General features: G+C 70.2%; 24 protein-coding genes and 2 tRNA genes. 9 read left to right on the forward strand and 17 right to left on the reverse strand.

The features are described 5' to 3' along the window. Nucleotide 1 precedes the first annotated feature (1 nt). Nucleotides 2–1,138, forward strand: a complete 1,137-nt coding sequence (locus HBB12_RS25990) for a sulfate/molybdate ABC transporter ATP-binding protein (protein WP_236992014.1) — start codon at nucleotides 2–4, stop codon at nucleotides 1,136–1,138. Between the two features lie 357 nt (nucleotides 1,139–1,495). Here the strand turns inward: HBB12_RS25990 and HBB12_RS25995 are convergent, their stop codons facing one another. Both HBB12_RS25995 and HBB12_RS26000 read right to left on the reverse strand, forming a co-directional pair. Continuing rightward, nucleotides 1,496–2,137, reverse strand: a complete 642-nt coding sequence (locus tag HBB12_RS25995) for a cyclic nucleotide-binding domain-containing protein (protein ID WP_236992015.1) — start codon at nucleotides 2,135–2,137, stop codon at nucleotides 1,496–1,498. A gap of 11 nt (nucleotides 2,138–2,148) precedes the next feature. Continuing rightward, the gene (locus HBB12_RS26000; RefSeq protein WP_442919320.1) at nucleotides 2,149–3,678 is read right to left on the reverse strand and encodes a peptidoglycan L,D-endopeptidase MepK; all 1,530 of its coding nucleotides are present in this window, start codon (nucleotides 3,676–3,678) and stop codon (nucleotides 2,149–2,151) included. A 455-nt stretch (nucleotides 3,679–4,133) separates the two neighbouring features. Between HBB12_RS26000 and HBB12_RS26005 the strand changes: the two genes are divergently transcribed. Both HBB12_RS26005 and HBB12_RS26010 read left to right on the forward strand, forming a co-directional pair. Further along, complete coding sequence (locus HBB12_RS26005) at nucleotides 4,134–5,210, forward strand: extracellular catalytic domain type 2 short-chain-length polyhydroxyalkanoate depolymerase (protein WP_236992016.1); 1,077 nt, start codon at nucleotides 4,134–4,136, stop codon at nucleotides 5,208–5,210. 13 nt (nucleotides 5,211–5,223) lie between these two features. Beyond that, complete coding sequence (locus tag HBB12_RS26010; RefSeq protein WP_236992017.1) at nucleotides 5,224–5,763, forward strand: hypothetical protein; 540 nt, start codon at nucleotides 5,224–5,226, stop codon at nucleotides 5,761–5,763. A 249-nt stretch (nucleotides 5,764–6,012) separates the two neighbouring features. Here HBB12_RS26010 and HBB12_RS26015 read toward each other — a convergent pair whose 3' ends face one another. Together HBB12_RS26015 and HBB12_RS26020 are read right to left on the reverse strand one after the other, a co-directional pair. Then, complete coding sequence (locus tag HBB12_RS26015; protein ID WP_236992018.1) at nucleotides 6,013–6,210, reverse strand: transposase; 198 nt, start codon at nucleotides 6,208–6,210, stop codon at nucleotides 6,013–6,015. 78 nt (nucleotides 6,211–6,288) lie between these two features. Then, complete coding sequence (locus tag HBB12_RS26020) at nucleotides 6,289–8,826, reverse strand: phosphoketolase family protein (protein WP_236992901.1); 2,538 nt, start codon at nucleotides 8,824–8,826, stop codon at nucleotides 6,289–6,291. A 180-nt stretch (nucleotides 8,827–9,006) separates the two neighbouring features. Between HBB12_RS26020 and HBB12_RS26025 the strand changes: the two genes are divergently transcribed. The 3 genes from HBB12_RS26025 (at nucleotide 9,007) to HBB12_RS26035 (ending at nucleotide 11,126) form a co-directional block, all read left to right on the forward strand. Further along, on the forward strand, nucleotides 9,007–9,822 hold the full coding sequence (locus HBB12_RS26025; protein ID WP_236992019.1) for a universal stress protein: 816 nt from the start codon (nucleotides 9,007–9,009) through the stop codon (nucleotides 9,820–9,822). Then, nucleotides 9,822–10,148 carry a c-type cytochrome gene (locus HBB12_RS26030; RefSeq protein WP_236992020.1) on the forward strand — a complete coding sequence of 109 codons (327 nt, stop codon included), beginning with the start codon at nucleotides 9,822–9,824 and terminating at the stop codon, nucleotides 10,146–10,148. Before HBB12_RS26025 ends, HBB12_RS26030 begins: the two co-directional genes overlap by 1 nt. A 117-nt stretch (nucleotides 10,149–10,265) precedes the next feature. After that, entirely contained in the window at nucleotides 10,266–11,126 is an 861-nt protein-coding gene (locus HBB12_RS26035; RefSeq protein WP_236992021.1) for a universal stress protein, read from the forward strand. 48 nt (nucleotides 11,127–11,174) lie between these two features. Here HBB12_RS26035 and HBB12_RS26040 read toward each other — a convergent pair whose 3' ends face one another. The 8 genes from HBB12_RS26040 to HBB12_RS26075 all read right to left on the reverse strand — a co-directional run bounded on the left by HBB12_RS26040 (nucleotide 11,175) and on the right by HBB12_RS26075 (nucleotide 15,274). Continuing rightward, nucleotides 11,175–11,624, reverse strand: coding sequence for a host attachment protein (locus HBB12_RS26040; protein ID WP_236992022.1), 450 nt, complete (start codon nucleotides 11,622–11,624; stop codon nucleotides 11,175–11,177). A 40-nt stretch (nucleotides 11,625–11,664) separates the two neighbouring features. Then, on the reverse strand, nucleotides 11,665–12,480 hold the full coding sequence (locus tag HBB12_RS26045) for a universal stress protein (RefSeq protein WP_236992023.1): 816 nt from the start codon (nucleotides 12,478–12,480) through the stop codon (nucleotides 11,665–11,667). 56 nt (nucleotides 12,481–12,536) lie between these two features. Then, nucleotides 12,537–13,184: a BON domain-containing protein gene (locus tag HBB12_RS26050; RefSeq protein WP_236992024.1), complete on the reverse strand. Its 648-nt coding sequence runs from the start codon at nucleotides 13,182–13,184 to the stop codon at nucleotides 12,537–12,539. A 150-nt stretch (nucleotides 13,185–13,334) separates the two neighbouring features. Beyond that, the gene (locus HBB12_RS26055; RefSeq protein WP_236992025.1) at nucleotides 13,335–13,784 is read right to left on the reverse strand and encodes a response regulator; all 450 of its coding nucleotides are present in this window, start codon (nucleotides 13,782–13,784) and stop codon (nucleotides 13,335–13,337) included. 177 nt (nucleotides 13,785–13,961) lie between these two features. Beyond that, nucleotides 13,962–14,495: an ion channel gene (locus HBB12_RS26060; protein WP_236992026.1), complete on the reverse strand. Its 534-nt coding sequence runs from the start codon at nucleotides 14,493–14,495 to the stop codon at nucleotides 13,962–13,964. A gap of 77 nt (nucleotides 14,496–14,572) precedes the next feature. Continuing rightward, nucleotides 14,573–14,779, reverse strand: coding sequence for a hypothetical protein (locus HBB12_RS26065; RefSeq protein WP_236992027.1), 207 nt, complete (start codon nucleotides 14,777–14,779; stop codon nucleotides 14,573–14,575). 254 nt (nucleotides 14,780–15,033) lie between these two features. Beyond that, nucleotides 15,034–15,110: transfer RNA gene (locus HBB12_RS26070), tRNA-Pro, on the reverse strand. Between the two features lie 87 nt (nucleotides 15,111–15,197). Further along, nucleotides 15,198–15,274: transfer RNA gene (locus tag HBB12_RS26075), tRNA-Pro, on the reverse strand. A 241-nt stretch (nucleotides 15,275–15,515) separates the two neighbouring features. Here HBB12_RS26075 and HBB12_RS26080 point away from each other — a divergent pair. Both HBB12_RS26080 and HBB12_RS26085 read left to right on the forward strand, forming a co-directional pair. Continuing rightward, complete coding sequence (locus HBB12_RS26080; protein WP_236992028.1) at nucleotides 15,516–17,189, forward strand: histidine kinase famiy protein; 1,674 nt, start codon at nucleotides 15,516–15,518, stop codon at nucleotides 17,187–17,189. A gap of 87 nt (nucleotides 17,190–17,276) precedes the next feature. After that, a complete protein-coding gene (locus tag HBB12_RS26085) occupies nucleotides 17,277–18,629 on the forward strand; it encodes an esterase-like activity of phytase family protein (RefSeq protein ID WP_236992029.1) in 1,353 nt (450 codons plus the stop codon). Nucleotides 18,630–18,760: 131 nt separating this feature from the next. On the opposite strand, the gene HBB12_RS26090 is transcribed toward HBB12_RS26085, so the two are convergent. The 5 genes from HBB12_RS26090 to HBB12_RS26110 all read right to left on the reverse strand — a co-directional run bounded on the left by HBB12_RS26090 (nucleotide 18,761) and on the right by HBB12_RS26110 (nucleotide 23,600). Next, nucleotides 18,761–20,236: a methyl-accepting chemotaxis protein gene (locus HBB12_RS26090; protein ID WP_236992030.1), complete on the reverse strand. Its 1,476-nt coding sequence runs from the start codon at nucleotides 20,234–20,236 to the stop codon at nucleotides 18,761–18,763. Between the two features lie 513 nt (nucleotides 20,237–20,749). Next, the gene (locus HBB12_RS26095; RefSeq protein WP_236992031.1) at nucleotides 20,750–20,989 is read right to left on the reverse strand and encodes a hypothetical protein; all 240 of its coding nucleotides are present in this window, start codon (nucleotides 20,987–20,989) and stop codon (nucleotides 20,750–20,752) included. A 399-nt stretch (nucleotides 20,990–21,388) separates the two neighbouring features. Next, entirely contained in the window at nucleotides 21,389–21,754 is a 366-nt protein-coding gene (locus HBB12_RS26100) for a septal ring lytic transglycosylase RlpA family protein (RefSeq protein WP_165088967.1), read from the reverse strand. A 219-nt stretch (nucleotides 21,755–21,973) separates the two neighbouring features. Further along, nucleotides 21,974–22,600: a response regulator gene (locus tag HBB12_RS26105; RefSeq protein WP_236992032.1), complete on the reverse strand. Its 627-nt coding sequence runs from the start codon at nucleotides 22,598–22,600 to the stop codon at nucleotides 21,974–21,976. A gap of 115 nt (nucleotides 22,601–22,715) precedes the next feature. Continuing rightward, nucleotides 22,716–23,600 carry a fumarylacetoacetate hydrolase family protein gene (locus tag HBB12_RS26110; RefSeq protein ID WP_236992033.1) on the reverse strand — a complete coding sequence of 295 codons (885 nt, stop codon included), beginning with the start codon at nucleotides 23,598–23,600 and terminating at the stop codon, nucleotides 22,716–22,718. Nucleotides 23,601–23,989: 389 nt separating this feature from the next. Between HBB12_RS26110 and HBB12_RS26115 the strand changes: the two genes are divergently transcribed. Beyond that, the gene (locus HBB12_RS26115; protein WP_236992034.1) at nucleotides 23,990–25,288 is read left to right on the forward strand and encodes an OmpP1/FadL family transporter; all 1,299 of its coding nucleotides are present in this window, start codon (nucleotides 23,990–23,992) and stop codon (nucleotides 25,286–25,288) included. Nucleotides 25,289–25,405: the final 117 nt, after the last annotated feature.

Consider the following 25,405-nt stretch of genomic DNA (forward strand, 5'->3'; position numbering starts at 1 on the left):
GATGACGGCAGGATTCGCTCCCACCGCCCTGTCCCTGCGCCGCGAGGCGTCCGCCCGCCCGGTCGAGGCGGCCTCCGCCGACCGCCTGCGCCAGGCCGGCACGTCGGTCCGGGTCGACGGCATCGTCAAGCGCTACGGCGGCCCTGGCCCGGCGGCGTTGGAGGGCGTCAGCCTGACGATCGAGCCGGGCGAGCTCCTGGCGCTGCTCGGCCCGTCCGGCTCCGGCAAGACGACGCTCCTGCGCGTCATCGCCGGCCTCGAGATCCCGGATGGCGGCCGGGTGTTCTTCGGCTCGCAGGACACCACCGACATCCCGGTGCAACGCCGCGGCGTCGGCTTCGTGTTCCAGCACTATGCCCTGTTCCGCCACCTGACGGTGTTCGAGAACATCGCCTACGGGTTGCGCTCGCGCCCTCGCGCCCACCGCCCGAAGGAGGACGAGATCCGCCGCCGGGTCGAGCGCCTGCTGGAGCTGGTGCAACTGCCCGACCTCGCCAAGCGCTTTCCGGGCCAGCTTTCCGGCGGCCAGCGCCAGCGGGTGGCGCTCGCCCGCGCGCTCGCGGTCGAGCCGTCGGTGCTGCTCCTCGACGAGCCGTTCGGGGCGCTGGACGCCCAGGTGCGCAAGGACCTGCGGCGCTGGCTGCGGGAGATCCACCGCGAGACCGGCCAGACCACGATCTTCGTCACCCACGACCAGGACGAGGCTTTGGAACTCGCCGACCGGATCGCGATCCTCAACAAGGGCCGCATCGAGCAGGTCGGTGCGCCGCACGAGGTGCAGGACCACCCGGCCTCGCGCTTCGTGATGTCCTTCGTCGGCGAGACCGCCCGCCTGGCCGCGGAGGTCGCGGGTGGGGAGGTCCGGGTCGCCGGCCGCACCGTGATCGCGGCGCAGGCCGGCTGGCCGCAGGGGCCGGTCGATCTCTGCCTGCGTCCTTGGGACCTCACGGTCGGGCAGGGCCCCGGCACGCTGCCCGGCACCGTGCGCGAGTGGCGCCGCACCGGGCGGGGCACCGTGGCGGAAATCCTGCTCGACGGCGCCGAGGCCCCGGTCGAGGTGAAGGTGACGGATGTCTACGAGCCGGGCGACCGGGTGGCCCTGGCGGTGGGCGCGGCGCGGGTTTTCCCGCGGGGATGATACCCGACGGTCTCGTCGATCTGGAGCTTGGCCGAGATCGACGGTAGTACGGCCGAGATACGAGATTATGCTCAAGAGCCTGTCTATGCGCCGCAGGCATGTCATCCCACCCACGATCTCAGGACGAGATCGTCGGTGGGAAATAAAATTCGATTGCTGTAATATCAACGGCCCAAGATGCTGACGCATCGATTCGATCTCGGGCAGGCCCGAGATCGACCGGGCCGTTGACCCATCTCGAATTTTCGACACCAAGCCCAGAAGTCCGGGACCTCGGGCTCGGCGAGAATTCGAGAAGCGAACCAAAGTTCGTTTCAACGACCGTTGGTATAAGGCCCGGGCTGGCCTTGGGGCCTATCAGATCACCTCCGTACCCGCCGGCACGCGGGTCGGCCTGTCCTGCGCCGCCTGAAACAGGCGTTCGCTCGTCAGCTTCAGGAAGTAGAAGCCGAATTCGGGGTTCTGGTAATAGAGCTGCTTCACGTCCGTGTAGGCGACCCCGAGGACGATGCCGGGCTCGGTGCAGACCAGGGTACCGGTGCGCAGGTTGCCGGGCGAGAGCATGCCGAGCTCGCCCACGATCGCGCCGGGCCGGATCTCCAGGCCGAGTTCCTCGATGCGGAACCGGCCGCCCTCGATCAGGAACATCTCGTCGGCCGGGTCGCCCTTGCGAAACAACACCTCGCCGGCGGCGATGCGCCGGGACTCGCCGAAGGGACGGAGCCAGTCGAGGGAGAGGTCGCCCTCGGCCGCCCGCTCGACGTCCCGCACCAGACGGACCATCTGGTAGAGCCGCCAGAGGTTGAACGGAATCTGGATCGCCTCGGTGAGCACCACCGGCATGCTGCCGGTGAGGAGCCCATAGGTGATCACCGCCACGCTGGCGAGGATCGACACGACCCGCAGCGGGATCATGGTGCTCATCGCGGTCGACGCGATGGTGAGCGCCGTCCCGAGATAGCCGATCGCCTCGACCCAGTTCTCCGCGATCCAGGTCACGGCCCCTTCGCTCAGCGCCGCCCGACAGCCGACCCGCTGAAGCGGCCGGTACCGGGCGCGTCATCGGTCGTGCCGGTCTTGAACCGGGTCGCCACCGCGCCGGCGGGCGCGGCGACGAGACCGGCGGGCGGTGTGCCGAGCTTCGGCCGCTGGACGATGCGGATCGCCGCCGCCTCGGCGGCCGGCGCGGCGGCCGCGGCGCTGAACAGGGCGTTCAGCTGCGCCTTCTGCCCGGTGGCGGCCGACACGGGGGTCGTCCGGGCGTGAGGCGGGAGAATGGCGCCCAACGCCGCCGGATCGGCGGTTGCCGAGGCGATCTGGATCGAGGCCGGACGGGCGGGGGGAAGCGGCACGGCGAGCGGCGGCGGGCTGGCGACCAGCGCCTCGGCCAGGGCGGCGAATTCCGACGGGCGCCGCGGCGGCAGCGGGGTGGTGGACAAGGCGGGTTTGGCCGGCACGTCCGAAGCCGGCGCGGCCGTACCGACCTCCGGCTCGGAATTGGCGGCGGGCGCGGACTCGGCCGGCACCGGCTCCGGCAGGGCGGCTTGCCGAGGCGCGGCCTGCGGCAGGAGGGGCGCGGGGGCAGCGGGCGCCGCGTAGGCGAGGGCGTCGCGCGCATCCTCCGGCTGGGCGCTCGCCAGCGCCACCGGGCGGACGCGGCCCGCGCGGGCCGACAGCACCACGGGGGCGGGCGGCGGGGCGGCGGGCTTCGATCCGCCGAACAGCATGGCGAAGAACTGGCCGACGACATTCGGGCTGTCCTCCTCGTCCGCCGCCGCGATCGCCTGGCTCACGCCCATCACGCTGCCGCCGCGGGCCAGGATTTCGGCCTTGGCGACCTCGTAGCCCGGCATCGGCCGGCCGTCTGCGGGCAGGTGGACGGTGCGCCCGTCGGGAAACAGCCGGGCGAGCTGGTCGTGGCTCATCCGCGGCCAGGACCGCACCGAGCCGACGTCGAGATGGACGAAGGGGCTGTTGGCGTGCGGGTACCAGCCGACGCCGCCGCGCTGCATCCGCATGCCGATCGCCCGGATCTGGTCGATCGAGACGTCGGCGAGGTAGAAATCCATCGCCTTGCCGAGCATGTGCTGGCTGTGCTCGGCCACCGCCCGGGAGCGGCGGCGCAAGGCCGCGTTGGTCTTGGGCGAGCGATAGGCCGAGACGACGTGGATCGCATCCTGCGAGCCGACGGCCCGGTGGGCCTCCCACACCACGTCGAACAGGCGCGGGTCCATCCTGGTCGGCTCGTCGAGGCGCCAGTCGCGCAGGAGCCAGTTCAGCTGCTCGAGGGCGGCCCGGTCGTAGCGCCCGTCACGCTTGAACGTGATCGAGGCACTCTCCTTGGTATGCTCGTGGAAGATCGAGATCGTGCGGGTGTCGCCGTTGGCGACCGCGTCCTGGGTGCCGCTGGTCGAGCCGAGGATCGCCGTCAGGCAGGCGATCAGCGCCAGCGCGCCGCGACGACAGGGGCGGGGTCGGCGGGACTGGGCTTCCAGGGCCGGGTCGACCGCCCCGCTTCCGGCACGCTTGAGCGCTCGCACGATCCCTCATCCTCGCTCGGGCCGCGTGGCCGCCATGGTGAACGCAAGGTTGCCGAAAACCGTCAACAAACGGTTACCGGGTCCTCGCGACAGGATGGGCCGCAGGGCTAAGCCTCAACCGTGGCGAAAATCGGCCCGGTTTCACGATCCCGTGTGCGTGGAGATGGGCCGCGAAGAACCGCCAGGTATGGATGGTACGCGTATCGTCCCGGGAAATGCAGACGGTGACGCGTCCAGTCGATCGTCATGCATGCCACGGGTATCGAGAGGAGAGGTGAGTTTCCAGGGTGGGACGAGTCGCGGTTATTCGGCATCGTACGATATTTTTTGGCATCGCAAAATAAAATTCAGCGGTTTTTTCGCGCTTGCGAGATCGCGCATCGCGTGATCTGGTCCGGCTCATCCCGGGGCGGGCCGATGTTCCGGGCCGGCGAGGCCTATCGAGGGACGGGGACATGGGCGACGTGAGCCAGCAGGCCGAGCGGCTGTCGGGATACGCGGTCGAGGAACGCCGGAACTCGATTTCCGGCCTGTCCTCCGGGGCGTTCATGACGGTCCAGCTGCACCTCGCTCATTCGCGCAAGTTCATCGGTGCCGGCATCATCGCGGGCGGGCCCTATCGTTGCGCCGAGTCGTTCCGGGGCGGGGCGGTGCTGGCGGCCGATGCCTACACGCTGGGGGCGCTCGCCATCGGGATGAATCCGCTCATCCCCGCGATGGCACCGGACGTGGACGACCTCGTCGCGCTGACCCGGAGCACCGAGAGCGCCGGCGGCATCGATCCGCTCGATCGTCTCGCCGGCCAGCGGCTCTACATCTTCAGCGGCCGGTCCGACTGCGTCGTCTATCCCGACGTCGTCCGGCGCACCCGCGACTTCTACGAGGCGATCGGGGTCAGGCCGCAGGACATCCAGTACGACGGCGACGTCGATGCCGGCCACGCGATCATCACCGACAACCTCGAGGATTCGCCGCTTCCGGTGAACCGCCCGCCCTACATCAACAACGGCCGGTTCATGCAGTCGCACCGGATCCTCCGGCACATCTACGGCGATCTAAAGCCGCCGGCGGAGCATCCGACCGGGCGGCTGATCCGTTTCGACCAGAGCGAATTCTTCGATGGCGAGCGGCGCGCGAGCATGAGCGCGTTCGGCTACGCCTACGTGCCCTCCGCGGTCCTCGCGGGTGGGAAGGCCGCCGGGGTCCATATCGCGCTGCATGGCTGCAAGCAGGGCTACAACTACGTCAACTACATCCGCGGCCTGCCCGACCTCGCCAACCAGCCACCCTACGGCAATCGCTACGTCACCACCACGGGCTACAACCACATCGCCGAGAGCAACGATATCATCGTCCTCTACCCGCAAGCCGAGGGCAGCGACGGCGGCGTGATGCAGAACCCCGACGGCTGCTGGGACTGGTGGGGCTACAGCTCCCACGACCCGCACGCGCCCGACTACTATTCGAAGAACGCGATCCAGATCAGGGCCATCGACCGCATGCTCGATCGCCTCACCGGCCAGGACATTTGAGGATTTTCTCGCGATGACGTCTCAGGCCACGCCCCCGGGTTCTTCGTATCCTCCGCCCATCGCCGCCCTGCCGCTCACCGCCTTCGTGCGGACGGCCCTGAACGCGGCCGACCAGCTCCCGGCGAGGGCCGCCGCCGCCGCGCCGCCCGGCGCGGACGCGCCGCTGCGGCGCAGCGCGGCCGTCAGCGGGATCGCGGCGCTCTGCGCCACCAACGCGGTCGGGACGGCGGAACTCCTGTCGGTGCGTCCGACCCCGGACGTCATCGACGACCTGTTCGCGATGCAGGCGGCCTTCGCGCGTCAGCTCTGGAGCATCGACCTGGAATGGCGCACCGGGCTGATGCGCATCGCCGAGGGGACGCTGGCCCTGCGCAGCGCCAACACCGTGTCGAAGATCATGGAGCAGGATCTCAACCTCATCGGCCGGTGCGGCGACCTGATGACGGTCTACGCCACCAAGACCGCCGCGCTGATCGAGAATACGAGCGTCGGCTATTCGTTCTGGCTGAGCAAGAAGGTCAAGGAGATGCAGGCTTCGAAGGTCGCTTCGTAAGGGCTGCTCGTTTTACGCAAATCTTCCAGGGAAACGAATTCCGCGCAGGGCTGTCCGGGGAAGTCAGGGAGCACGTGCCGTTCTCCTTCGGTGCCCGGTCGCGGCCGGTCTTGGGGAGAGCCGAGCTCCGGCCTCGGCCCAGGTCTGGGGCTCGAACAAGCCCTGCCGCGGCAGGTCGAGGAAGCGCAGGATCGGCACCCGCGGACAGGGGCGGCACGGCGTCCTCGCTGCGGCCCAGGAAGCGGCGGATCACCCGCCCGCGCGGCGCGTGAGCGAAGCCGGTTTCCGCATCGCGAAGCGATCGATCGACAACCGTATGAGCCAGCGGAACGGGAATTCGATCTGCCAGCGTGTCTCGTGGAGGGCGGCGATCTCCGTGGCGGGACGGGTCGGATCGCTGGTCAGCAGCGTCAGGCGTGCCCCGCCCTCGTGGCGGCGCAGTCTCATCCGATGGCCCCCGAAGACAGGTCCTGCGCTTCCGGCATCAAGTCCCCGGCCTCGCCCCGCGAAGCCAGGGGCAGCACGTCAGCGTTGTGCCTCGGGGACGATGGTCCAGCCGTCCACGGTCTCGCCCGGGCCGGAGCAACCATCCCCCTGCATGATATCCCCCTCGAACCGGCGCGGGTCGGGCTGCGCCGAACCGTGCCGCTCGGCCCAGGCCCAGTTGCGGATCTCCGGCAGATCGTCGCCGGTCCGGCAGACATGGGCGCGGTGGGCGGCGAGCGCGTCCCGCAGGGCCTGCTCGGCATGGTCGCCCCGGGTCCCGAGGCGCCGCGGGACGGTGCGCAACGCGGCTTGTGCGAGGTGGTAGCGGTCGAGCCGATTCAGTACGCACATGTCGAACGGCGTCGTGGTGGTGCCCTCCTCGATAAAGCCGTGGACGTGGAAGCTGTCGTGGTTGCGGCGCCGGTAGGTCAGCCGGTGGATGAGCCACGGATAGCCGTGATAGGCGAAGATCACCGGCCGGTCGCGGGTGAACAGGCTGTCGAAGGTGGCCTCGTCCAGCCCGTGCGGATGCATCTCGGGAGAGGCCAGCGTCATCAGGTCGACGACGTTGACGACGCGCAGGCGCAGGTCCGGCACGTGCCGGCGCAGCCACTCGACCGCCGCCAGGGTCTCCTGGGTCGGCACGTCGCCGGCGCAGGCCATCACCACGTCGGGCTCGACCTCGCCCTCGTTCGAGGCCCACCCCCAGATGCCGGCACCCGCCGCGCAATGCGCGGCCGCCTCGTCGAGGGTGAGCCATTGCAGGGCGGGCTGCTTGCCGGCCACCACCACGTTGATGCGGTCGTGGGTGCGCAGGCAATGGTCCATGACGCACAGCAGCGTATTGGCGTCCGGCGGCAGGTAGATGCGGGCGGTGTCGCCGCGCTTGTTGGCCAGGAAGTCGATGAAGCCCGGATCCTGATGGCTGAACCCGTTATGGTCCTGGCGCCAGACATGGGACGACAGCAGGATGTTGAGCGAGGGCACCGGCCGCCGCCAGGGCAGGGCGCGGGAGCCCTTGAGCCACTTGGCGTGCTGGTTCACCATCGAATCGACCACGTGGACGAAGGCCTCGTAGGTCGCGAACAGGCCGTGGCGGCCGGTCAGCACGTAGCCCTCGAGCCAGCCCTCGCAGAGATGCTCGCTCAGGACTTCCATCACGCGGCCGTCCGGCCCGAGATGGTCGTCGCCCGGCAGGACCGGGCCCTGCCAGGCGCGGTCCGTCACCGAAAACACCGCGTCGAGGCGGTTCGATGCGGTCTCGTCGGGCCCCATGATGCGGAAGTTGCGGGCCTCCCGGTTCAACACCAGGGTCTCGCGCAGGTAGTGGCCGAGTGCCCGCGTCGCCTCGCCCGTCACGCGGCCCGGCGCCGGCACCGCGACCGCCAGCGGCGCCAGGTCCGGCAGGCGCAGGGGCCGGGAGCCATGCGCATTGGCGTGCGGGTTGGCCGAGAGGCGCCGGGGCCCCTGCGGCGGCAGGGCCGCGAGGGCGGGGACCGGCGCGCCGTCCTCGGTGAACAGCTCCTCCGGGCGGTAAGAGCGCATCCAGCCCTCCAGGATCGCGAGATGCGCCGGGTTCTCGCGCACCGACGCGACCGGGACCTGGTGCGCCCGCCAGGTGCCCTCGACCGGCCGGCCGTCGACGATCCGCGGTCCGGTCCAGCCCTTCGGGCTGCGCAGCACGATCATCGGCCAGCGGGGGCGCCCGGTCGCGCCGCGCCGCGCCCGCTCGCGGATCGCCGCGATGGCGTCGAAGGCCGAATCGAGGGCTGCGGCCATGGCCTGGTGCATCGGGCCGGGCTCATGGCCCTCGACGAAGACCGGGGCGTAGCCGTAGCCGACGAGCAGGCTCTCCAGTTCGTCCCGATCCAGGCGGGCGAGCAGCGTCGGGTTGGCGATCTTGTAGCCGTTGAGGTGCAGGATCGGCAGCACCGTGCCGTCGCGCAGGGGATCGAGGAACTTGTTCGAGTGCCACGAGGCGGCGAGCGGTCCGGTCTCCGCCTCGCCGTCGCCGACCACGCAGGCGACGGTCAGGCCCGGATTGTCGAGGGCGGCGCCGAAGGCGTGGGCGAGCGCGTAGCCGAGTTCCCCGCCCTCGTGGATCGAGCCCGGCAGTTCCGGCGAGGCGTGGCTGGGGATGCCGCCCGGGAACGAGAATTGCCGGAACAGGCGCGCCATCCCGTCGGCGTCGCGCGCCACCTCCGGGTAGATCTCGCCATAGGTCCCTTCGAGCCACGCATTCGCGACGAGGCCGGGGGCGCCGTGGCCCGGCCCCCAGACGGCGATCATGTCGAGGTCGCGCTCCCGAATCGCCCGGTTGAGGTGCGCGTAGACGAAGGTCAGCCCCGGCGTGGTGCCCCAATGCCCGAGGAGGCGCGGCTTGACGTCCTGGGGGGCCAGCGGCCGGCGCAGCAGCGGGTTGTCCATCAGGTAGATCTGCCCGACCGACAGGTAGTTGGCGGCGCGCCAATACGCATCGATCTCGCGCAGGCCCTGCGGCCCGAGCGGTCCGGGCACGAAGGCGGGTCCGGATTCCTGGACAGGTCCGGGCTCGCGGCCGCCCTCGCCAGGCGGCATCGCGCCCGCTGCCGTGCCGGTCTCCCGCATGTCCGTCTCCCGCTGCTGCAAATCCTGAGATTTCAGGCGAGCCTGCCGGCGGAAGGCGACGCCCGCGTTGAGATGCATCAAGGCCCCGGGCGGGGCCGCGTGGGAGGCTGATCCCGGTCGAGCCGTCCTGTCTCGGCACGGGAGACGGTCATGAAGCTCTCCTCCATCCTGGTCTCGGTCGATCTCGGGGCCGCCTGCGCGGACCGGATCCAGCTCGCCGCCGGCCTCGCCGCCCGGTGCGAGGCGCGTCTCGTCGGCGTCGCCGCCTGCCCGGTTCCCCTCGTCGTGCCGGCCCGCGACGGGATGGCGGCCGAACGCCTCGCCGACGCCGAGGAGAAGCGGGCGCACGAGCGGCTGGCCGCCGCCAAGGCACTGTTCGAGCGCGAGGCCGGCGCTGCTGCCAAGCGCGGCTGGCGCTGGAACCTGGCCCCGCCGCTTGCCACCCTCGCCGAGCAGGCCCGCATCGCCGACCTGGTGATCGTCGGCCGGCAAGGCCCCGCCGACGGCGATCCGAGCCCGATGGGCGTCTCGCCGGGACCGCTGCTGATGGAGGTCGGCCGCCCGGTCCTGCTGGTGCCGCCCGGCCTCGAACGGCTCGTACCCCGGCGGGTGGTCGTCGCCTGGAAGGACACCCGAGAGGCCCGCCGCGCCGTCCACGACGCCTTGCCGCTCCTCGTCGGCGCCGAGCGGACTGCCGTCGTGGCCGTCGGGCCGGATGCCCATCACGGCGGCGCCGAGGCGACGGCCCAGTACCTGTCCGGGCACGGCGTCGCGGCGACCACCCACCTGCTGCCGAGCCCGGCCTTGAGCGCCGCGGACGAGGTGCTGCGCTTCTGCGAGCGCGAGGGCGCGGACCTGCTGGTGACCGGCGCCTACGGCCATTCGCGCCTGCGCGAATGGGCATTCGGCGGCGTCACCCGCGACATCCTGCGCACCACGCCCCTCTGCTGCCTGATGAGCCACTGATGCGCGCCCGCCTTCCCCTCGCGGCCGCGGCCGTCGCGCTCGCGCTCCTCTCCGGAACCGCCCGGGCCTGGGACCGGCAGGTCGCGCAGGGCGGGACGCTCGCCCGCGCCCATTGTGCCCGATGCCACGCCGTCGGGCGCTCCGGCGACAGTCCCCTGGCCGCCGCGCCGCCCTTCCGCGACCTCCACACCCGCTACCCGGTCGAGGACCTGGCCGAGTCCCTGGCCGAGGGCATCCGCACCGGCCATCCGAGCATGCCCGAATTCCGGTTCGATCCGGACCAGGCGCAATCCCTCATCGCCTACCTCAAGTCCCTCGAACGCTGAGCGGACGATGCGCTGGCCTGCCACCGCATCGTCCGCTCAGCCCGTCGTTCCGTCGCAGATTTTCTCCGCAAGACCGGCGACCACGTCTGCGACGTCCGTCTAGGAGGATCCTTCCCGATGTTCCTGCGCTGCCTCCTCGTCCCGACCGCGCCCGGCCTCGATCCGACCCGCCGGCTCGATGCCGCCCTGCGCCTCGGCCGGCGCCTCCATGCCCATATCGGCGTCGCCTTCATCGCCCCTGGACCGGAGCTCGTGCTTGCCGAACTGGCCGGGACGGCGCCCGTCAGCAGCGCCACCATCGCGGCGATCAAGGAGGGCATGCGCGCCGCCGCCGCCGAGGGAAGGGCGGCGCTCCAGGCCTGGTGCGCGCGGGAAAGCGTGCCGTTCATGCCCGCGGTGGAACGGTTGGATGCCACCTTCGCCACCTGGACCGAGTTGTCCGGCGACGTCGAGCGCGTCCTGACGCTGGCCGGCCGGGTCAATGATCTCGTCCTCGTCGACCGGCCCGATCCGGCCCGGCCCTTCACCGGCCGCGCCCTCGACACCGCCCTGTTCTCGGTCGGCCGTCCCGCCCTGATGATCGGCGAGACCGTTCCCCACGACCTCCTCGACCACGTGGTGATCGCCTGGAACGGCAGCCTGGAAGTCACGCGCCTCATCGGCCAGTCGATCGCGCTGCTGCACGCGGCGGGACGGGTGACCGTGCTCCAGGCGCGGACGGAGCGCGCCGAGGAGGCAAAGGCCGCGGACCTGTGCGCCTACCTGCGCTGGCACGGCATCGTGGCCGAGGCCCGCACCGTGACTGTCGGGGAGGGAATGTCGGTCGGCGCCGCCATCCTGGACGCGGCCGAGCGATGGGGCGCCTCGCTGCTCGCGCTCGGCGCCTATACCCACAGCCGGGTGCGCGAGTTCCTGCTCGGCGGCGTCACCCGGCACGTGATCGAGACCGCCCGCATGCCGGTGCTGATGGCCCATTGAGGACGGCGGAGATCGCAAGGATCGCTCGCCGGGACCGGTGGTCCCGGCTCATCCGGCGCAGAGGTGCTCCTGGATCTCGCTCACCGTCAGCTTGGTCAGATCCTGGTCGATCTCCGCCATGGCGACGCGCCGGAGCCGCTCGGGCAGGGCGAGGCGCAAGGCGGCGAGGAAGCGCGGCGGCGCGACGACGACCAGGGTCGGGATCGGGTCGGCGACGCGGTCCAGGGCCGCCGCGACCTCCCCGGCGAAACGCTGCTCGGCCTGGTCGTGCCAGTCCGTCTGCGCGATGGCACTGCGGCGTTCCTCGACCCGGACGCGGGGCGGCCGGTCGGTGCCCTGCTCGTGGGTCGGCGGGTTGGGCGGCGCTTCCATCACCTGCCGGATCTGGAGATCCGGGTTGAGGGGATGGCCCGCATTGCGCAGCACCAGGGCCTTGCGGCCGTCGGCGAAGAGGACGCAGCCGTGATGCGGGATCATCAGGGGAGGCTTCGCGGTCATGAGGTCGCTCCCACCTCGAAGGGTCGTCCCGTCCTTGGGATCAATGGCTCAGCAGGCAACAGACCGGGCTGCCGGCGAGCAGGTCCCGGGTGACGCCGCCGAAGGCCCATTCGCGCAGGCGTGAATGGCCGTAGGCGCCGGCGACGACGAGGTCGGCGGCATGCTCGGCGGCGGCGTCTGTGAGCGCCTCGGCGGTCGTGGCGCCGATCGCATCCGGCGTCACGGCCTGCGTCGCGACGCCGTGGGCCCCCAGGAGGCCGACGAGATCCCCCGGATCGGCCGGCCCGATTCCGTCGTCGATCGATGCGACCACGACCCGGGAGGCCCGGGTCAGGAACGGCATCGCGTCCCGCACCGCCCGGCGCGCCTCGCGGGTGTTCTTCCAGCCGATCAGGACGCGATCGGCGTCGAGCCGGTCGATGCCCGGCGGCACGACCAGGACCGGTCCCCCGAGCTGCATCGCGAGATCGCCCGGGTCGATCGCGAACGAGGCCGCATCCTCTCTCCGGCCGACCACCACGAGATCGGCTGCGGCGGCCTGCGCGACCAGGAAGGGCAGCGGCGGGCCGAGATCGGAGCGCCACGATGCGCGCCGGCGGTCGCCTATCCCTTCCGTCTCGGCCTCGAAGATCGCGTGCGCCCGCGCCAGGTCGTTCAGGACCATCTCGCTCGCGGCCGGCAGGGTGTAGGTGCCCCCGAGCGTCGGGCCGACCGGCGGAACCCCGAAGGACGGCTCGTCCGCCGCCACGCCGATCAGGCCGGCGCCGAACCGATCGGCGAGACGACTCCCCAGGCGCAGGCGCTCGCGCGAAGCAGGCCTGAGATCGACCGTCACCAGGATGCTGGCGAATGTCATGAGGGCGGCTCCCGTGTCGGCGCGCGGGACGGGCGGGGCCCGCCCCGCGTCGCGGTTCAGGCGACGGTGAGACGGTCGACGACGGCGCGGACGCCGGGAGCGGACCAGGCCGCGTTCTCGGCCAGCTTGAGCTCGTGCCAGGCATGCACCTTGCCCTCGAGCGTCACCTGCGCGTCCTTGACGGTCACCCGGATCGCGTCCGCCTCGACCTCGGCGCTGCGCTTGAGCGCCGCCTCGATCTTCCTGCGCACGTCGGCCGCATCGGCGCGCGGGGTCACGTCGATCATGTTGACGATACCGGCGACGCCCGTCAGCCGCTTCAGGGCGGCGCGCGCCTCCTCCTTCTGGTATTGCCACTCGACCTCTCCGGTCAGCGTCACCCAGCCGTCCTGCACCTTCACCTGCACGGCGTTCTTCGGCACGGTCACGGCCCAGTCGAGCATCTGCACCGCCCGATGGGCCAGATCCTCGTCGCGCGGCGGCCTGTCGCCGGCGAAGCGGACCTTGATCTCCTCGACGACGCCGCGCACGCCGCGGACCTTCCGGGTGGCCTTCTCGGCGGCGACGCGCTCGGTGTAGCTCGCGACGTGCCCGGTGAGCGTGACGATGCCGTCCTCGACCGCGACGCCGATCCCGGCGGCGTCGATGCTCGGATCGAAATCGAGTTCGTCGATGACGTTCTGGCGGATCGTCCTGTCACTCATGAGTGCCTCCTTGATCTCGCGCCGGATCCGACCGAGGCCCGGTCCGGATCACGACTGAGCTCTGCATCATTCGCCGAGTTGTTCGCCGATCCGGCGGATGAATCGATGCAAAACCGAAATGCCGAGCAAAATTGCACCAGGCAACTCTGCTTAGACCCGGCAGGCGGTCGGACATTGATCCAGCGCAAGGGGGGCGGGGCCCGGGCCGCCTTTCGCCATCGGGCAGGCCCGGGTGCCGCCATGGCCGCCACGGCAGGCGGCCACGGTCCCGATCATCGCACCGGCCTCGAAGAGCCGGTCGAACCGGGGAACGTCCGCGAAGGCGCGCGGGATCGGCGCCGTCCCGGCGATCAGGACGAAGGGGATGCCGCGCCGCCGCAGTGCGCAGGCGAGCGGGAAGCCCGAGCCCCGGTTCAGGTCCGTGCTGACCACGGCACAATCGGGCGGCGCCGCGTCCAGGCTCGCGAGAGCGTCGGCGCAGGTGCCGTAGGGGCCGCTGACCGTGCAGCCGGCATCGGCCAGTACGTCCTCGAGCCACAGGCCCGGCAGGGCCTGCGGCTCGGCCACCAGCACGACCGGCGCGAATGGCGTCGTCTTCATCTCCCGACCCTGCATCTCTTGACCCTGCATCTCTTGACCCTGCATCTCTTGACCCTGCATCTCCTGGCTCCTCCCCGCCCGGCTCGTTTCGAGCGTTTGCACCCGGGCCCTCGCATCGGGGCTCAGGATGGAAGGATGAGGGGGGCCCGCGTTGCGCTGGATCAAGGGCGGCGCGGTTCAAGGCTTCGTCGATGGCGGAAAGGCGGGCTCGCGGCCCGGCGTCGTCTCCGTGCCGCGTCCGAGCCGCGCGCCCTTGCGCCGGAGCGCCGCGGACCGGGGTCGCTTGCCGTGCAGCGGCCAGTAGCGCTCCATCGCCAGGTAGGTGAACGAGGCGGACCAGCCAATCAGCAGAAGGCCGTTCAGCGCCTCGACCCCGGTCAGGAGCCGGGCATGGCCGAGGGGAACGTGGTCGCCGTAGCCGAGCGAGGTATAGGCGACGACGGACACGAACAGGCAATCCTCGAAGCTCTCGACCGGCACGCCCGAGAACGCGCCGAGCCCGAGCCGCAGGACCAGCAGCCAGTAGGCCCCTGCATAGACCCAGACCGCCACCGTGTGCCCGACGAAGGCCGCGAGCACGACGACGATGATCCGGGTGCGGGGCGGCACCGGCAGTTCCGCGAGATGCTCCGAGGTCAGCCGCAGGGTCTCGTAGAGCACCAGGATGGTGACGGCCACGAGGGCGACGCTGGTGGACAGCACGACGAGCATGGTTCGGCCCTGCTGCGGAACGGCGCGCCTCGTCGTCGATGGAGCGGATGCGTCGGCCCGGTGCCGCGCGCCCGGTGTCAGAGAGCGAGCTGGAGCAGTGCCGTCACGACGAGCGATGCGGCGACGGCGGCGGCCAGCGCCGACGCGCTTCCGATCGTCCGGTACCGGGAAATGTCCGCGATGCGCGTCTCGGCACCGCTCGCGGCCATCGGCCTGGCGCCGCCCCCCGGCAAGGTCTTCGTGCGCAGGCCGGCCCCGATCGTGCCGTGCAAGGCCATCGTCATCGTCGTCTCCCCGTGCTGGACACGCCCACGATGACGAGATCCCCGACGGGGGCGTTGATCCAGCGCAAGGCGGACGGCGCGCCGGCCCCGATCCGACATTCGGCCGGGCGGAACGGTAGACGCGGCGATCACGCTGCATCGCGACCGCGACACTCGGCCTTGCCGCGGGAACCGGGTTTTTCATGAAACGATGACTGGACCCGTGGCCGCTGCCGACAGGGTCCCGGGAAGACGCATTCTCCTGCTGAGAAGAATGGTCGGAGTGGCAGGATTTGAACCTGCGACCCCCACGTCCCGAACGTGGTGCGCTACCAGACTGCGCTACACTCCGACGCGCCCGAAGGCACGGGTATCATAGTCTCAAACATCCTGCGGATGCTTGGTTGTCTCGGGAAGACACAGGCTCGGTGAAGAGCGCTGGTCGGAGTGGCAGGATTTGAACCTGCGACCCCCACGTCCCGAACGTGGTGCGCTACCAGACTGCGCTACACTCCGAACGGCCGGCCGTGGCCGACGACCGGGCTTATAGCCAGGGCATCCCGGGTCCGCAAGGCCGTTCATGCGGGATGGCCGAGTTTCTTGAGCCGGCACGGCAGCCGGCCCGATCCGCGCCGCGACGGAGCCCGTCCGGTCCGGGACGCGGGCGGGCCTTGCGCGATCCGCTCGCGCCCCTCATTGTCCCGTGGTCAGGACGATCGACACCGGCGGGGTGGCGTATGGCGAGCCGGGTGGTGGCGTGAGCGACGACGATCAGGCCGGGAGACCGGAGCCGGGAGCCAGCCATTCCGCGGAAGCGCCGTCGCTGGCGCATCTCAAATCCGCGACGATCCGCGAGCCCGGGCTCGACGATCGCGGCAGCGTGTTCTTCGCGGCGATCGAGATGACACGGATGCCGATGATCCTGACCGATCCCCGGCAGCCCGACAACCCGATCGTGTTCGCCAACCGGGCGTTCCAGGATCTCGTCGGCTATCCGCAAGCCGAGCTGGTCGGCCGCAATTGCCGCTTCCTGCAAGGCCCCGAGACCAGCCGCGAGACCGTGGCCGAGCTGCGCCAGGCGGTCGAGGAGCGTCGGGCGATCGCGACCGAGATCCTGAACTATAAGCGCGACGGCTCGCCGTTCTGGAACGGCATCTTCATCGGCCCGGTCTTCGACGAGGCCGGGGAGATCGTGTATTTCTTCGCCTCGCAGCTCGACGTGACCCGTCGGCGCGTCTCGGAGCAGGCCTTCCGCCAGGCCCAGAAGATGGAGGCGATCGGCCAGCTCACCGCCGGCCTCGCCCACGACTTCAACAACCTGCTGCAGGTGGTGACCGGCAACCTCGAACTGGCGCGCAACTCCGTCACCCACGAGCGGGCGCAGCGCCAGCTCGCCAACGCGGCCGGCGCGGCGGAGCGGGGGGCGAAGCTGACGAAGCAGCTCCTGTCCTTCGCCCGCAAGGCGCGGCTGGAGCCGCGCTCGCTCAACCTCAACGCCCTGGTCCTCGCCTTCGCGGAGGTGGCGGAGAGCACGCTCGGCAGCACCGTCTCGGTGCGCCTCGACCTGACGCCGCGGCTGCCGGCGGTCACCCTCGACCGCACCAACCTCGAGATGGCGCTGCTCAACGTGCTCATCAACGCCCGCGACGCGATGCCGAAGGGCGGCACGGTGACGATCTCGACCGGCACGGTCCATCTCAACGGGAACGGCAAGGCCCGCAACCTGCCGCCGGGCGACTACGTGGCGCTCAAGGTGCGCGACGAGGGGGAGGGGATGGCGCCCCACGTCGCCGAGCGGGCGACCGAGCCGTTCTTCTCCACCAAGGGCCCGGGCAAGGGCACCGGCCTCGGCCTCGCCATGGCGCACGGCTTCGTGCAGCAATCCCGCGGCCGGCTGGAGATCGAGAGCCGGCCACAGAGTGACGGCACCGGCGGCGGCACCGTCGTCACGATGCTGTTTCCCTCCGGGAGCGGCGCCGCCGTCGAGGAGGAGCCCGCCGAGCGCAAGGCGGTCTTGCGGCGCGGCGACGAAACGGTGCTGGTGGTCGAGGACAGCGACGACGTGCGGGCGCTCGCCCGCGAATATCTTGAGAGCCTGGGCTACCGGGTGCTCGCCGCCCGCGACGGCGAGGAAGCCTTGGGGATCCTGGAAGGGGAGGAGCGGATCGACCTCCTGTTCTCCGACATCGTGATGCCGGGCGGCGTCAACGGGCTGATCCTGGCCGAGCGGGCCGGGCGGATGCGGCCCGACCTGCCGGTGCTGCTGACCACCGGCTACAACGAGGACCTGGTGGCGGAGGGCCCCGCCACCCCGACCATGGACGTGCTCGGCAAGCCCTACCGCAAGGCCGAGCTCGCCGACCGGATCCGCGCCGCCCTCGACCGCGGCGCGAAGGCCATGCCGGCCCCGGGCGAGCCGCATCACGGCTGAGGATTTCGCAGGGGCGGACCGTGTCGTCACCGCGCCGACATGGATGATGGGTCAGAACGGCCGCGCCCGTTCTCTCGCGAGGATCCCATGCCCCGCATTTCGCTTCTCGCCGTCACGCTCCTGGTGTCGGGCGCGTCCGCCGCCCTGGCGCAGGCCCCGCAAGCCTTCCCGGCCACGCTCGCCGGCCACGCCGTGCTGCCGGCCGACAGCCTCGCGCCGCTGCCGGCGGATGCGCCGAAGGACCTCGCCACGCCGGGCAAGTTCACCACCGGCCGCCGGGTCGAGGCGGTCGGCACGGTCGAGGCACAGTCGATGGGTCGGACCACCAGCATGAAGCTGCCCCTGCGCGGCCAGCCGCTCCAGGGCCATTCCGGCATCAAGCACATGGCGGACGGCACCTACTGGGTGCTGACCGATAACGGCTTCGGCACCAAGGCGAACTCGCCCGACGCGATGCTGTACCTGAACCATTACCGTATCGATTTCGACAAGGGCGGCGTCGAGCGCCTGGAGACGATCTACCTGCGCGATCCGGACAAGAAGGTCCCGTTCCGCATCGCCAACGAGGGAACGGACAGCCGCTACCTCACCGGCAGCGACTTCGACCCCGAGAGCTTCCAGTTCGTCGGCGACCATATCTGGATCGGCGACGAGTTCGGCCCGTTCCTGATCAAGGCCGACCGCAAGGGCCGGATCGAGGCGGTGTTCGACACCCTGGCCGGGGGCAAGCCGGTCCGCTCCCCCGACAACCCGGCGGTGACCACTCCGGCGGCGCCGGGCGGGCCGGTGGTCTTCAACGCCCGCCGCTCCAAGGGCTTCGAGGGCATGGCGGCCTCGCCCGACGGCAGCCGGCTCTACGCGCTCCTCGAAGGCCCGCTCTGGGACGCCGATGCCAAGGCGTTCGAGACGCATGACGGCCGCGCCGTGCTGCGGATCCTCGAATTCGACACCAGGGCCGAGACCTGGACCGGCCGATCCTGGCTCTACCCGCTGGAGCAGGCCGGCAACGCCATCGGCGACTTCAACCTGATCGACGGTACGACCGGATTGATCATCGAGCGCGACGACGGCGAGGGCACTGCCGATAGGGCCTGCCCGGCGGGCCAGAAGGGCCCGGATTGCTTCTCGGTCCCGGCCAAGTTCAAGCGCGTCTACAAGATCGCGATGACCGACACCGACCAGGGCGGCCCGGTGCGCAAGATCGGCTTCATCGACCTGATGCGCATCGCCGATCCGGACAGGAAGGCGCAAAAGCCGCTCACCGACGGCGCGCTCGCCTTCCCGTTCTGGACCATCGAGAACGTCGACAAGGTCGACGACACCCACATCATCGTCGGCAACGACAACAACCTGCCGTTCTCGGCGAGCCGCGATCCGCACAAGGTGGACGACAACGAGTTCGTGCTCTTGGAGGTCGGGGAGTTCCTGAAGGCGAAATAGAGCATTTTCCGACGAAGTGGATGCCGGTTCGTCGCAGACAATGCGGTAAAATCAGAAGCTTCGCGATTGCGGCGCGATCGTGAAGCTTTTTTCGTGATACGAAATCCGGGAAGGATCGTCCGGATCTCGTATCAAAGAAGCGCCCGGGCCGCTTGCGCGACCTTGCGGATCGAGGTGTCGACCTCGCCGGCCGAGCCGGTGATCCGCTCCATGTTCCGGCGCACCGAGGCGACGCTCCGGGCGGCATCCTGCATGTTGGCCGACATGTCGCGCGTCACCGCGGCCTGCTGGGTGATGGCGCTCGATACCCCGACCGAGATCTCGCTGACATGGCCGATCGCCGCGACGATGCCCTCGAGCGCCGCGACCGCCTCCGAGGTCGCGCCCTGCACGGCGTCGATCTGCGTGCCGATCTCCTGCGTCGCCCTCGCCGACTGGCCGGCCAGCGCCTTGACCTCCGCGGCCACCACCGCGAAGCCGCGGCCGGCCGCGCCCGCTCGGGCCGCCTCGATGGTGGCGTTGAGCGCCAGCAGGTTGGTCTGGTCGGCGATCGAGGAGATCAGCGACACCGCCTCGCCGATCCGGTCGGCGGCCTTCGTCAGGCCCGCCACGATGCCGCCGGCATCCTGGGCCTTGCGCACCGCCGCGTCGGAGGCGGAGCGGGCATCCTCGGCGTGACGGCCGAGCTCGGCGATGGAGGCGGCGAACTCCTCGGTCCCGGCGGCCACCGCCTCGACGTTGCCGGAGGTCCGGGCCGTCTGATCGGCGGTGGCCCGGGCCTGGTCCGAGACCTCCGAGACTGCGACCGTGATCGCCGCGATGTCGGCTTCGATCGCCCTTTGGCCGGCGCTCCGGCGCTGGCGATCGACCACCTGCCGGGTGATGTCGGTGGCGAACTTCACCACCGCGCAAGGCCGGCCGTCGAGATCGAGCACCGGGTTGTAGGCGCCGAAGATCCACACCTCCCGGCCGTCCTTGGCGATGCGATGGAACTCGCCGGCCTGGTGGCGGCCGGCGGCGAGCGCCTCCCAGAACGCCGCGTAGGCGGCGCCCGACCGCTCGGCCCCGGCGATGAACAGGCTGTGGTGACGGCCCACCACCTCGTCGCGGGTGTAGCCCATCACGTCGAGGAAGACGGCATTGGCCTCGGTGATCGTCCCGTCGAGGGTGAAGTGGATCACCGCCTGTGAGCGGTCGAGGGCCGCGATCTGGCCGGCCAGGGAGGCGTCGCGCTCCTTGCGAGCGGTGATGTCGGAGGCGAGCTTCACGATCCGCACCACGCGGCCGCGCCGGTCGAGCACCGGGTCGTAGGAGGCCTGGATCCAGATCGAGCGGCCGTCCTTGGCGATGCGGCGGAACTCCCGGGTCTCGAACCGGCCCTCGCGCAGGCCCTGCCAGAACGCGGCGTAGGCCGGGCCCTCCCGCTCGGCCGGCGGCACCAGCAGGCCGTGATGCCGGCCCCGCAACTCGGCCAGGGTGTAGCCGGTCAGGCCGAGAAAGCAGGCATTCGCGTCGAGGATCGTCCCGGAGGGGTCGAACTCGATCCGGCCCTGCGACCGGTCGACGGCCGCGAGCAGCGCCGCATGGCGCGAGTGAAGGAAGGACACGGCGGGAGCCTCTGCGTCTCGTGAGACGGACACTGCGCCGAGGTCGTTACTGAACGATGAAGAAAAAATTCTTCCGGATCATGATTTGCGCAAGAAAATAAGCCTATAACTTGTGGCTTACAAAACGTCGTTAAGGCGAATTTGCGTGTTATACTATAGGATGTTATCCGCCTGATCCGGTAGATTCGCATGGACCGCTGGGGCCGCCTTCGTTGATGGATGGCGCAGCGGGCGGTTCGGTGCAGCGGAGCCGTCCGTCGAGGCGGCGGCTATGCCCGGTGGCGAGTTGCCAGCATTTCCCAGGACGTGGGCCCGCATGGTCGCAGCCGCGACCGATGCAATTCCATTTGGCGCAATATTATCGCGAATAAAATTCCCGCCGGCAGGTTGGAGCGGCGAGGCCGCCATCCGGGCGGCGGCCCGATGCGGGGCAACTGGCTTAAGGCCGGGCGTCGGTCCCAGCCGGATCGCGTCGCGGGAAGGGCTCCCGCCCGATTGCGTCAGCCCTTCGCCTCAGCCCTTGCGCTGGCCCTTCATGTAGCTGGTGATCGCCGCCTGGCAGTCCGGGGACAGCTTGGACTTGTTCTGGCGGAAGCAGGCCTGCACCTCCGGCCCGTCCGGCGAGAGATTGCCGCAATAGGTCAGGTAATCGCCGGTGCAGTGCTGCTTGAGCACCGCGCGGTCGGCCATGAGAGGCTGGGCCAGTGCGGCGCCGGTGGTCAGAACGAGGATCAGGGTGGAGCGCAGGAGCACGACGTCTCTCCGAAGGAGGGATGGGAGGGCGGGTCCGGAGCGGGGAGGCGAGATCCTGCCCGACCCGTCCCGCCACAATGGATGTCCCCGGCCGTGCGCGCTTTTAGCAGCCTGGGGGCCGCGGGCAAGCTTCCGCTGCGGAAACACCGAGATTTGTGGCTGAGCGAGAGCCGCTGCCGATGCCGGAGCACCGGGCCTCGACTGCCGCCCGACCGGATCGACCCGTCCGGAATCGGCACGCCTTTAAGACGAGGCGGCGCCGGGACTGGACGGGTCGATCGTCTTCTTGGGCGAAGACTATTTCCGGAAGATTTCTTCCGGACACGGGCCTTGCGCCGTCACGCGGCGCAGGGCCGTCCGCAGCGGATGATCTCGTCGCGAGGGGTGATCGTTCGCCGCTCAGAGGCGGCTGAGGCGCACGCGGGCGACGCCCGACATGCCGATCGCCCGGGCCGAGGCCTGGGACAGGTCGATCACCCGGCCGCCGACATAGGGGCCGCGGTCGTTGATGCGCACCACGACCGAGCGGCCGTTCGTCGTGTTGGTGACCCGGACCCGGGTGCCGAAGGGGAGGCGGCGGTGAGCCGCCGTGAGGGCGTGCGTGTTGAAACGCTCGCCATTCGCAGTGCGCCGGCCCTGAAATCCGGGGCCGTACCAGGAGGCACGGCCGGACTGGGCTTCGGCGGGCGTGCTGGCTTGTATCGTCACTCCGACGGCGCCCGCTGCTGCGAGGCCGATGATCGCCAGCTTTGCCTTCGAAACCATTTCGCATTCCCGTTCTTGTTGCTTGACGCGGTGCAACATAAAACGGAACGAGGCGACATTATGGAACAGTCAAAATAAAGATATTCTGGCGCATACTCGGGAATGGTGATTGGGTGGATTGTCGCGGTTTACATTGGTTAACTGTTTTCGCAAGGTGCACCCGGAGCGGTCGGGGTCGTGCCCGCGCCACGGTGCGGCCAAGGTTGGCCGGGCGGGGCCTCACAGGGTGCGCGCCGCCTCCCGCAGGGCGATGCGGATCAGGTCGGCGAGGGTGCGGGCGCCGAGCTTGCGCCGCAGCTGCGTGCACGCATTGGCGATGGTCTTGTAGCTCAGGCCCAGTTCCTCGGCGATCGCGCCGTGCGAGCGGCCGGCGCCGAGGCGCGCCAGGATCTGCCGCTCGCGCGGGGTGAGGGGGGGCGCCGTCGGCGTCTCGCGCCGCAGGCGGTCGACCTCGGCGGCGAGCGACGGCGCGACGTAGGTGCCGCCGTCCCGCACCCGCTCGAAGGCGAGGTGCAGCTCCGACGAGGCGGTGTCCTTGAGCACGTAGCCGGCCGCCCCGCTCTCGAGGGCACGAGCGGCGATCTCCGGATCGTCGTGCATGCTGAAGACCAGGATGCGAGTGCCCGGCGCCACTGCCCGGATCCGCCGGATCAGCGCGAGTCCGCTCAAGGAGGCGCCCTGGAAGGTGAGGTCCGCCACCACGAGGTCGGGGCGGTGGCGCCGGAAGCGCCGGTAGCCGGCGGCGATGCCGGTGGCCTCGTGCACCGTCGCGACGCCGGCATCCTCCAGCACCCGGCGGCAGCCCTGCAGCACGATCGGGTGGTCGTCGACGACGAGCACGTCCATGGCGTCCTCACTCCGGTTGGGCCCGCGGCGCCGCCGCGGGCCGTCTTGCCTCAGGGCCGTCTTGCCTCAGGGCCGTCTTGCCTCAGGGCCGTCTTGCCTCGAAGTCGTCTCGTCTTCAGTTGGTCGGCTGTCCGGCCGAGACCTTGGCGGTCCAGTCGTCGAAGGCGACGATCGTCTGGCGCTGCTCGCCCAGGGACTCGATCCCCAAGGAGACGACGTCGCCGGCCTTCAGGAAGCGGGCCGGCTTCATGCCCATGCCGACGCCGGGCGGCGTGCCGGTGGTGATGACGTCGCCGGGTTCGAGCAGCATGAAGTGCGACAGGTAGGAGACGATCTGCCGGCAGTCGAAGATCATCGTGCGGGTCGAGCCGGTCTGCATCCGCTCACCGTTCACATCGAGCCACATCCCGAGATTCTGCACGTCGGCGATCTCGTCCGGGGTGACGAGCCAGGGGCCGAGGGGGCCGAAGGTCGGGCAGCCCTTGCCCTTGGTCCAGGTGCCGCCGCGCTCGAGCTGGAACTCGCGCTCGGACACGTCGTGGCAGACGCAGTAGCCCGCGACGTAGTCGAGCGCCTCGTTGGCGTGGACATAGGAGGCGCGCTTGCCGATCACGATGGCGAGCTCGACCTCCCAGTCGGTCTTGGCCGAGCCCTTGGGCAGGATCACGTCGTCGGTCGGGCCGACGATGCAGGACGGCGCCTTGTTGAACAGGATCGGCTCGGCGGGAATCGGCGAGCCGGTCTCGGCGGCGTGGTCGGCATAGTTGAGGCCGATGGCGATGAAGTTGCGCACGTTGCCGACGCAAGGCCCGAGCCGCGTGCCGGCCGGCACCTCGGGCAGGCTCGCCGGATCGATCGCCCGCAGGTTGGCCAGGGTGTCGGCGGCGAGATGGGGACCGGCGACGTCGCGGATCACGCCCGACAGGTCGCGGATCGTGCCGTTCCGGTCGACGAGGCCCGGCTTCTCCGCCCCGCTCTCGCCCCAGCGCACAAGCTTCATTGGTCGTCTCCGAGAAAGGTCCTTGCGGGCCGGGACATTGGCGCCGGCGCCTTTCCGCCGCAAGCCGGCAGGCACGGCCCGAGGGCTTTGGGCCCGTTGCAGTTTCGTCACATCTGTGGCGAAACCGTGCCGAAGGGGCGTTTGGCAACACTCGAAGCCCGTCTTGCCTATACATCGCCGACGACAGCCTACACTGTTTTGGTTGCTATCTTGCCGGGAGATGGCAGTCATTCCTGGTTCGATAGCAGGTATCGACAAGTCGTGCTGACGGAGCGGCAGCGCCGGTCCGGGATTGCCTGCCGGATGCCTGCCGTATCATCATCCCGCTCAAGCTGTGGGCGTCCGAAGAAGCCGCACGGCACGGAATCTATGGGTGTCGAGGTAACGTCATGACGGGTTCGAGGAGGGCGGCGCTGCTCGCCGGCGCATCGCTGATGCTGCTGGCGGGGGCCAACGGGGCGGCGCAGGCGGCGGCGTTCGGGCTGCGCGAGCAGAGCGCCCAGGCGATGGGGCTCGCCTTCGCGGGTGCGGCCTCCGGCTCCGGCGGCCTGTCGTCGATGTTCTGGAACCCGGCCGTCGTCACGATGAAGCCGGGCTGGAACTCGGACTTCAACGCCACCCTGGTGGCACCCTCGGCCACCATCACGCCGACCACCGGCACCTTCCCGCCACTGATCGGGCTCGGCAGTTCGGGCGATATCGGCCAGGCCGCGGTGCTGCCCGCCACCTACTCGAACTATCAGCTCAACGACCGGCTGTTCATCGGCCTGTCCGGCGCCGCGCCGTTCGGCCTCATCACCAAGCCGAGCCCGGTCTGGGCCGGCCAGACCTACAGCCGGTCCTCGAAGATCTTTTCGCTGAACTTCAACCCGGTGATCGGCTACAAGGTCAACGACTGGCTGTCGGTCGCCGCCGGGCCGGTGCTCGAATACTTCAAGCTGACGCTCCGCCAGGCGACCGGCATCACCCCGAGCGCGAATACGGCGTTCATCAAGGGCGACGACTGGGGTTGGGGCTTCACGGCGGGTGTCGTGGCGCGGCTCTCCGAGGGCACCACGGTCGGTGTCGGCTACCGCTCCTCGATCAACCACCAGCTCGAGGGCTCGGCCTTCGGCATCGGCCGGATCCGCTCCTCGCTGAACACCCCCGAGAAGGTCTCGGTCGGCCTGACCCAGGCGATCACCCAGGACTTCCGCCTGAATTTCGGCTTCGAGTGGGACAACTGGACCCGGCTCGGCTCGCCGGCGATCGTCTCGCTGGCGCTCGGCCGGCCGGTGACGGCCCTGCCGCTGAACTACAAGAACGGCTTCTACTACTCGGTCGGCGCCGAGTACGACTTCACGCCGCAATGGACCGGCCGCCTCGGCTTCGCCTACGAGCAGTCGCCGATCGACCTCTCGAACCGCTCGACCCGCTTGCCCGACGGCGACCGCTACTTTGCCTCGGTCGGCGCCAGCTACCGCTACAGCGAGAAGATCCAGTTCGACGTCTCCTACCAGCACCTGTTCTCGGTCGGCGGCCGCAACCGGATCGCCATCGTGCCGGGAGAGCCGCTCTACACCCCGCCGCTCGCCTTCCTGGCCACCTCGGATGCCAGCGCCGACATCGTTTCGGTCGGCCTGAAGTACCGCTGGGACAACCCGCCGGCCCCGGCGCCGATCCCGGTGCCGCTGGTGAGGAAGTACTGACGGGAGGGCGCCCTTCGAGGGGCAGTGGACGGCCCCTCTCGATGGCGTTTCCACACTGCATGTCATTCCGGGGCCGCGCAACGGAGCCCGGAATGACGTATCGGACGGATTTCCGAC

It is taken from the genome of Methylobacterium sp. SyP6R, assembly GCF_019216885.1.
Classification (GTDB): Bacteria; Pseudomonadota; Alphaproteobacteria; order Rhizobiales; family Beijerinckiaceae; genus Methylobacterium.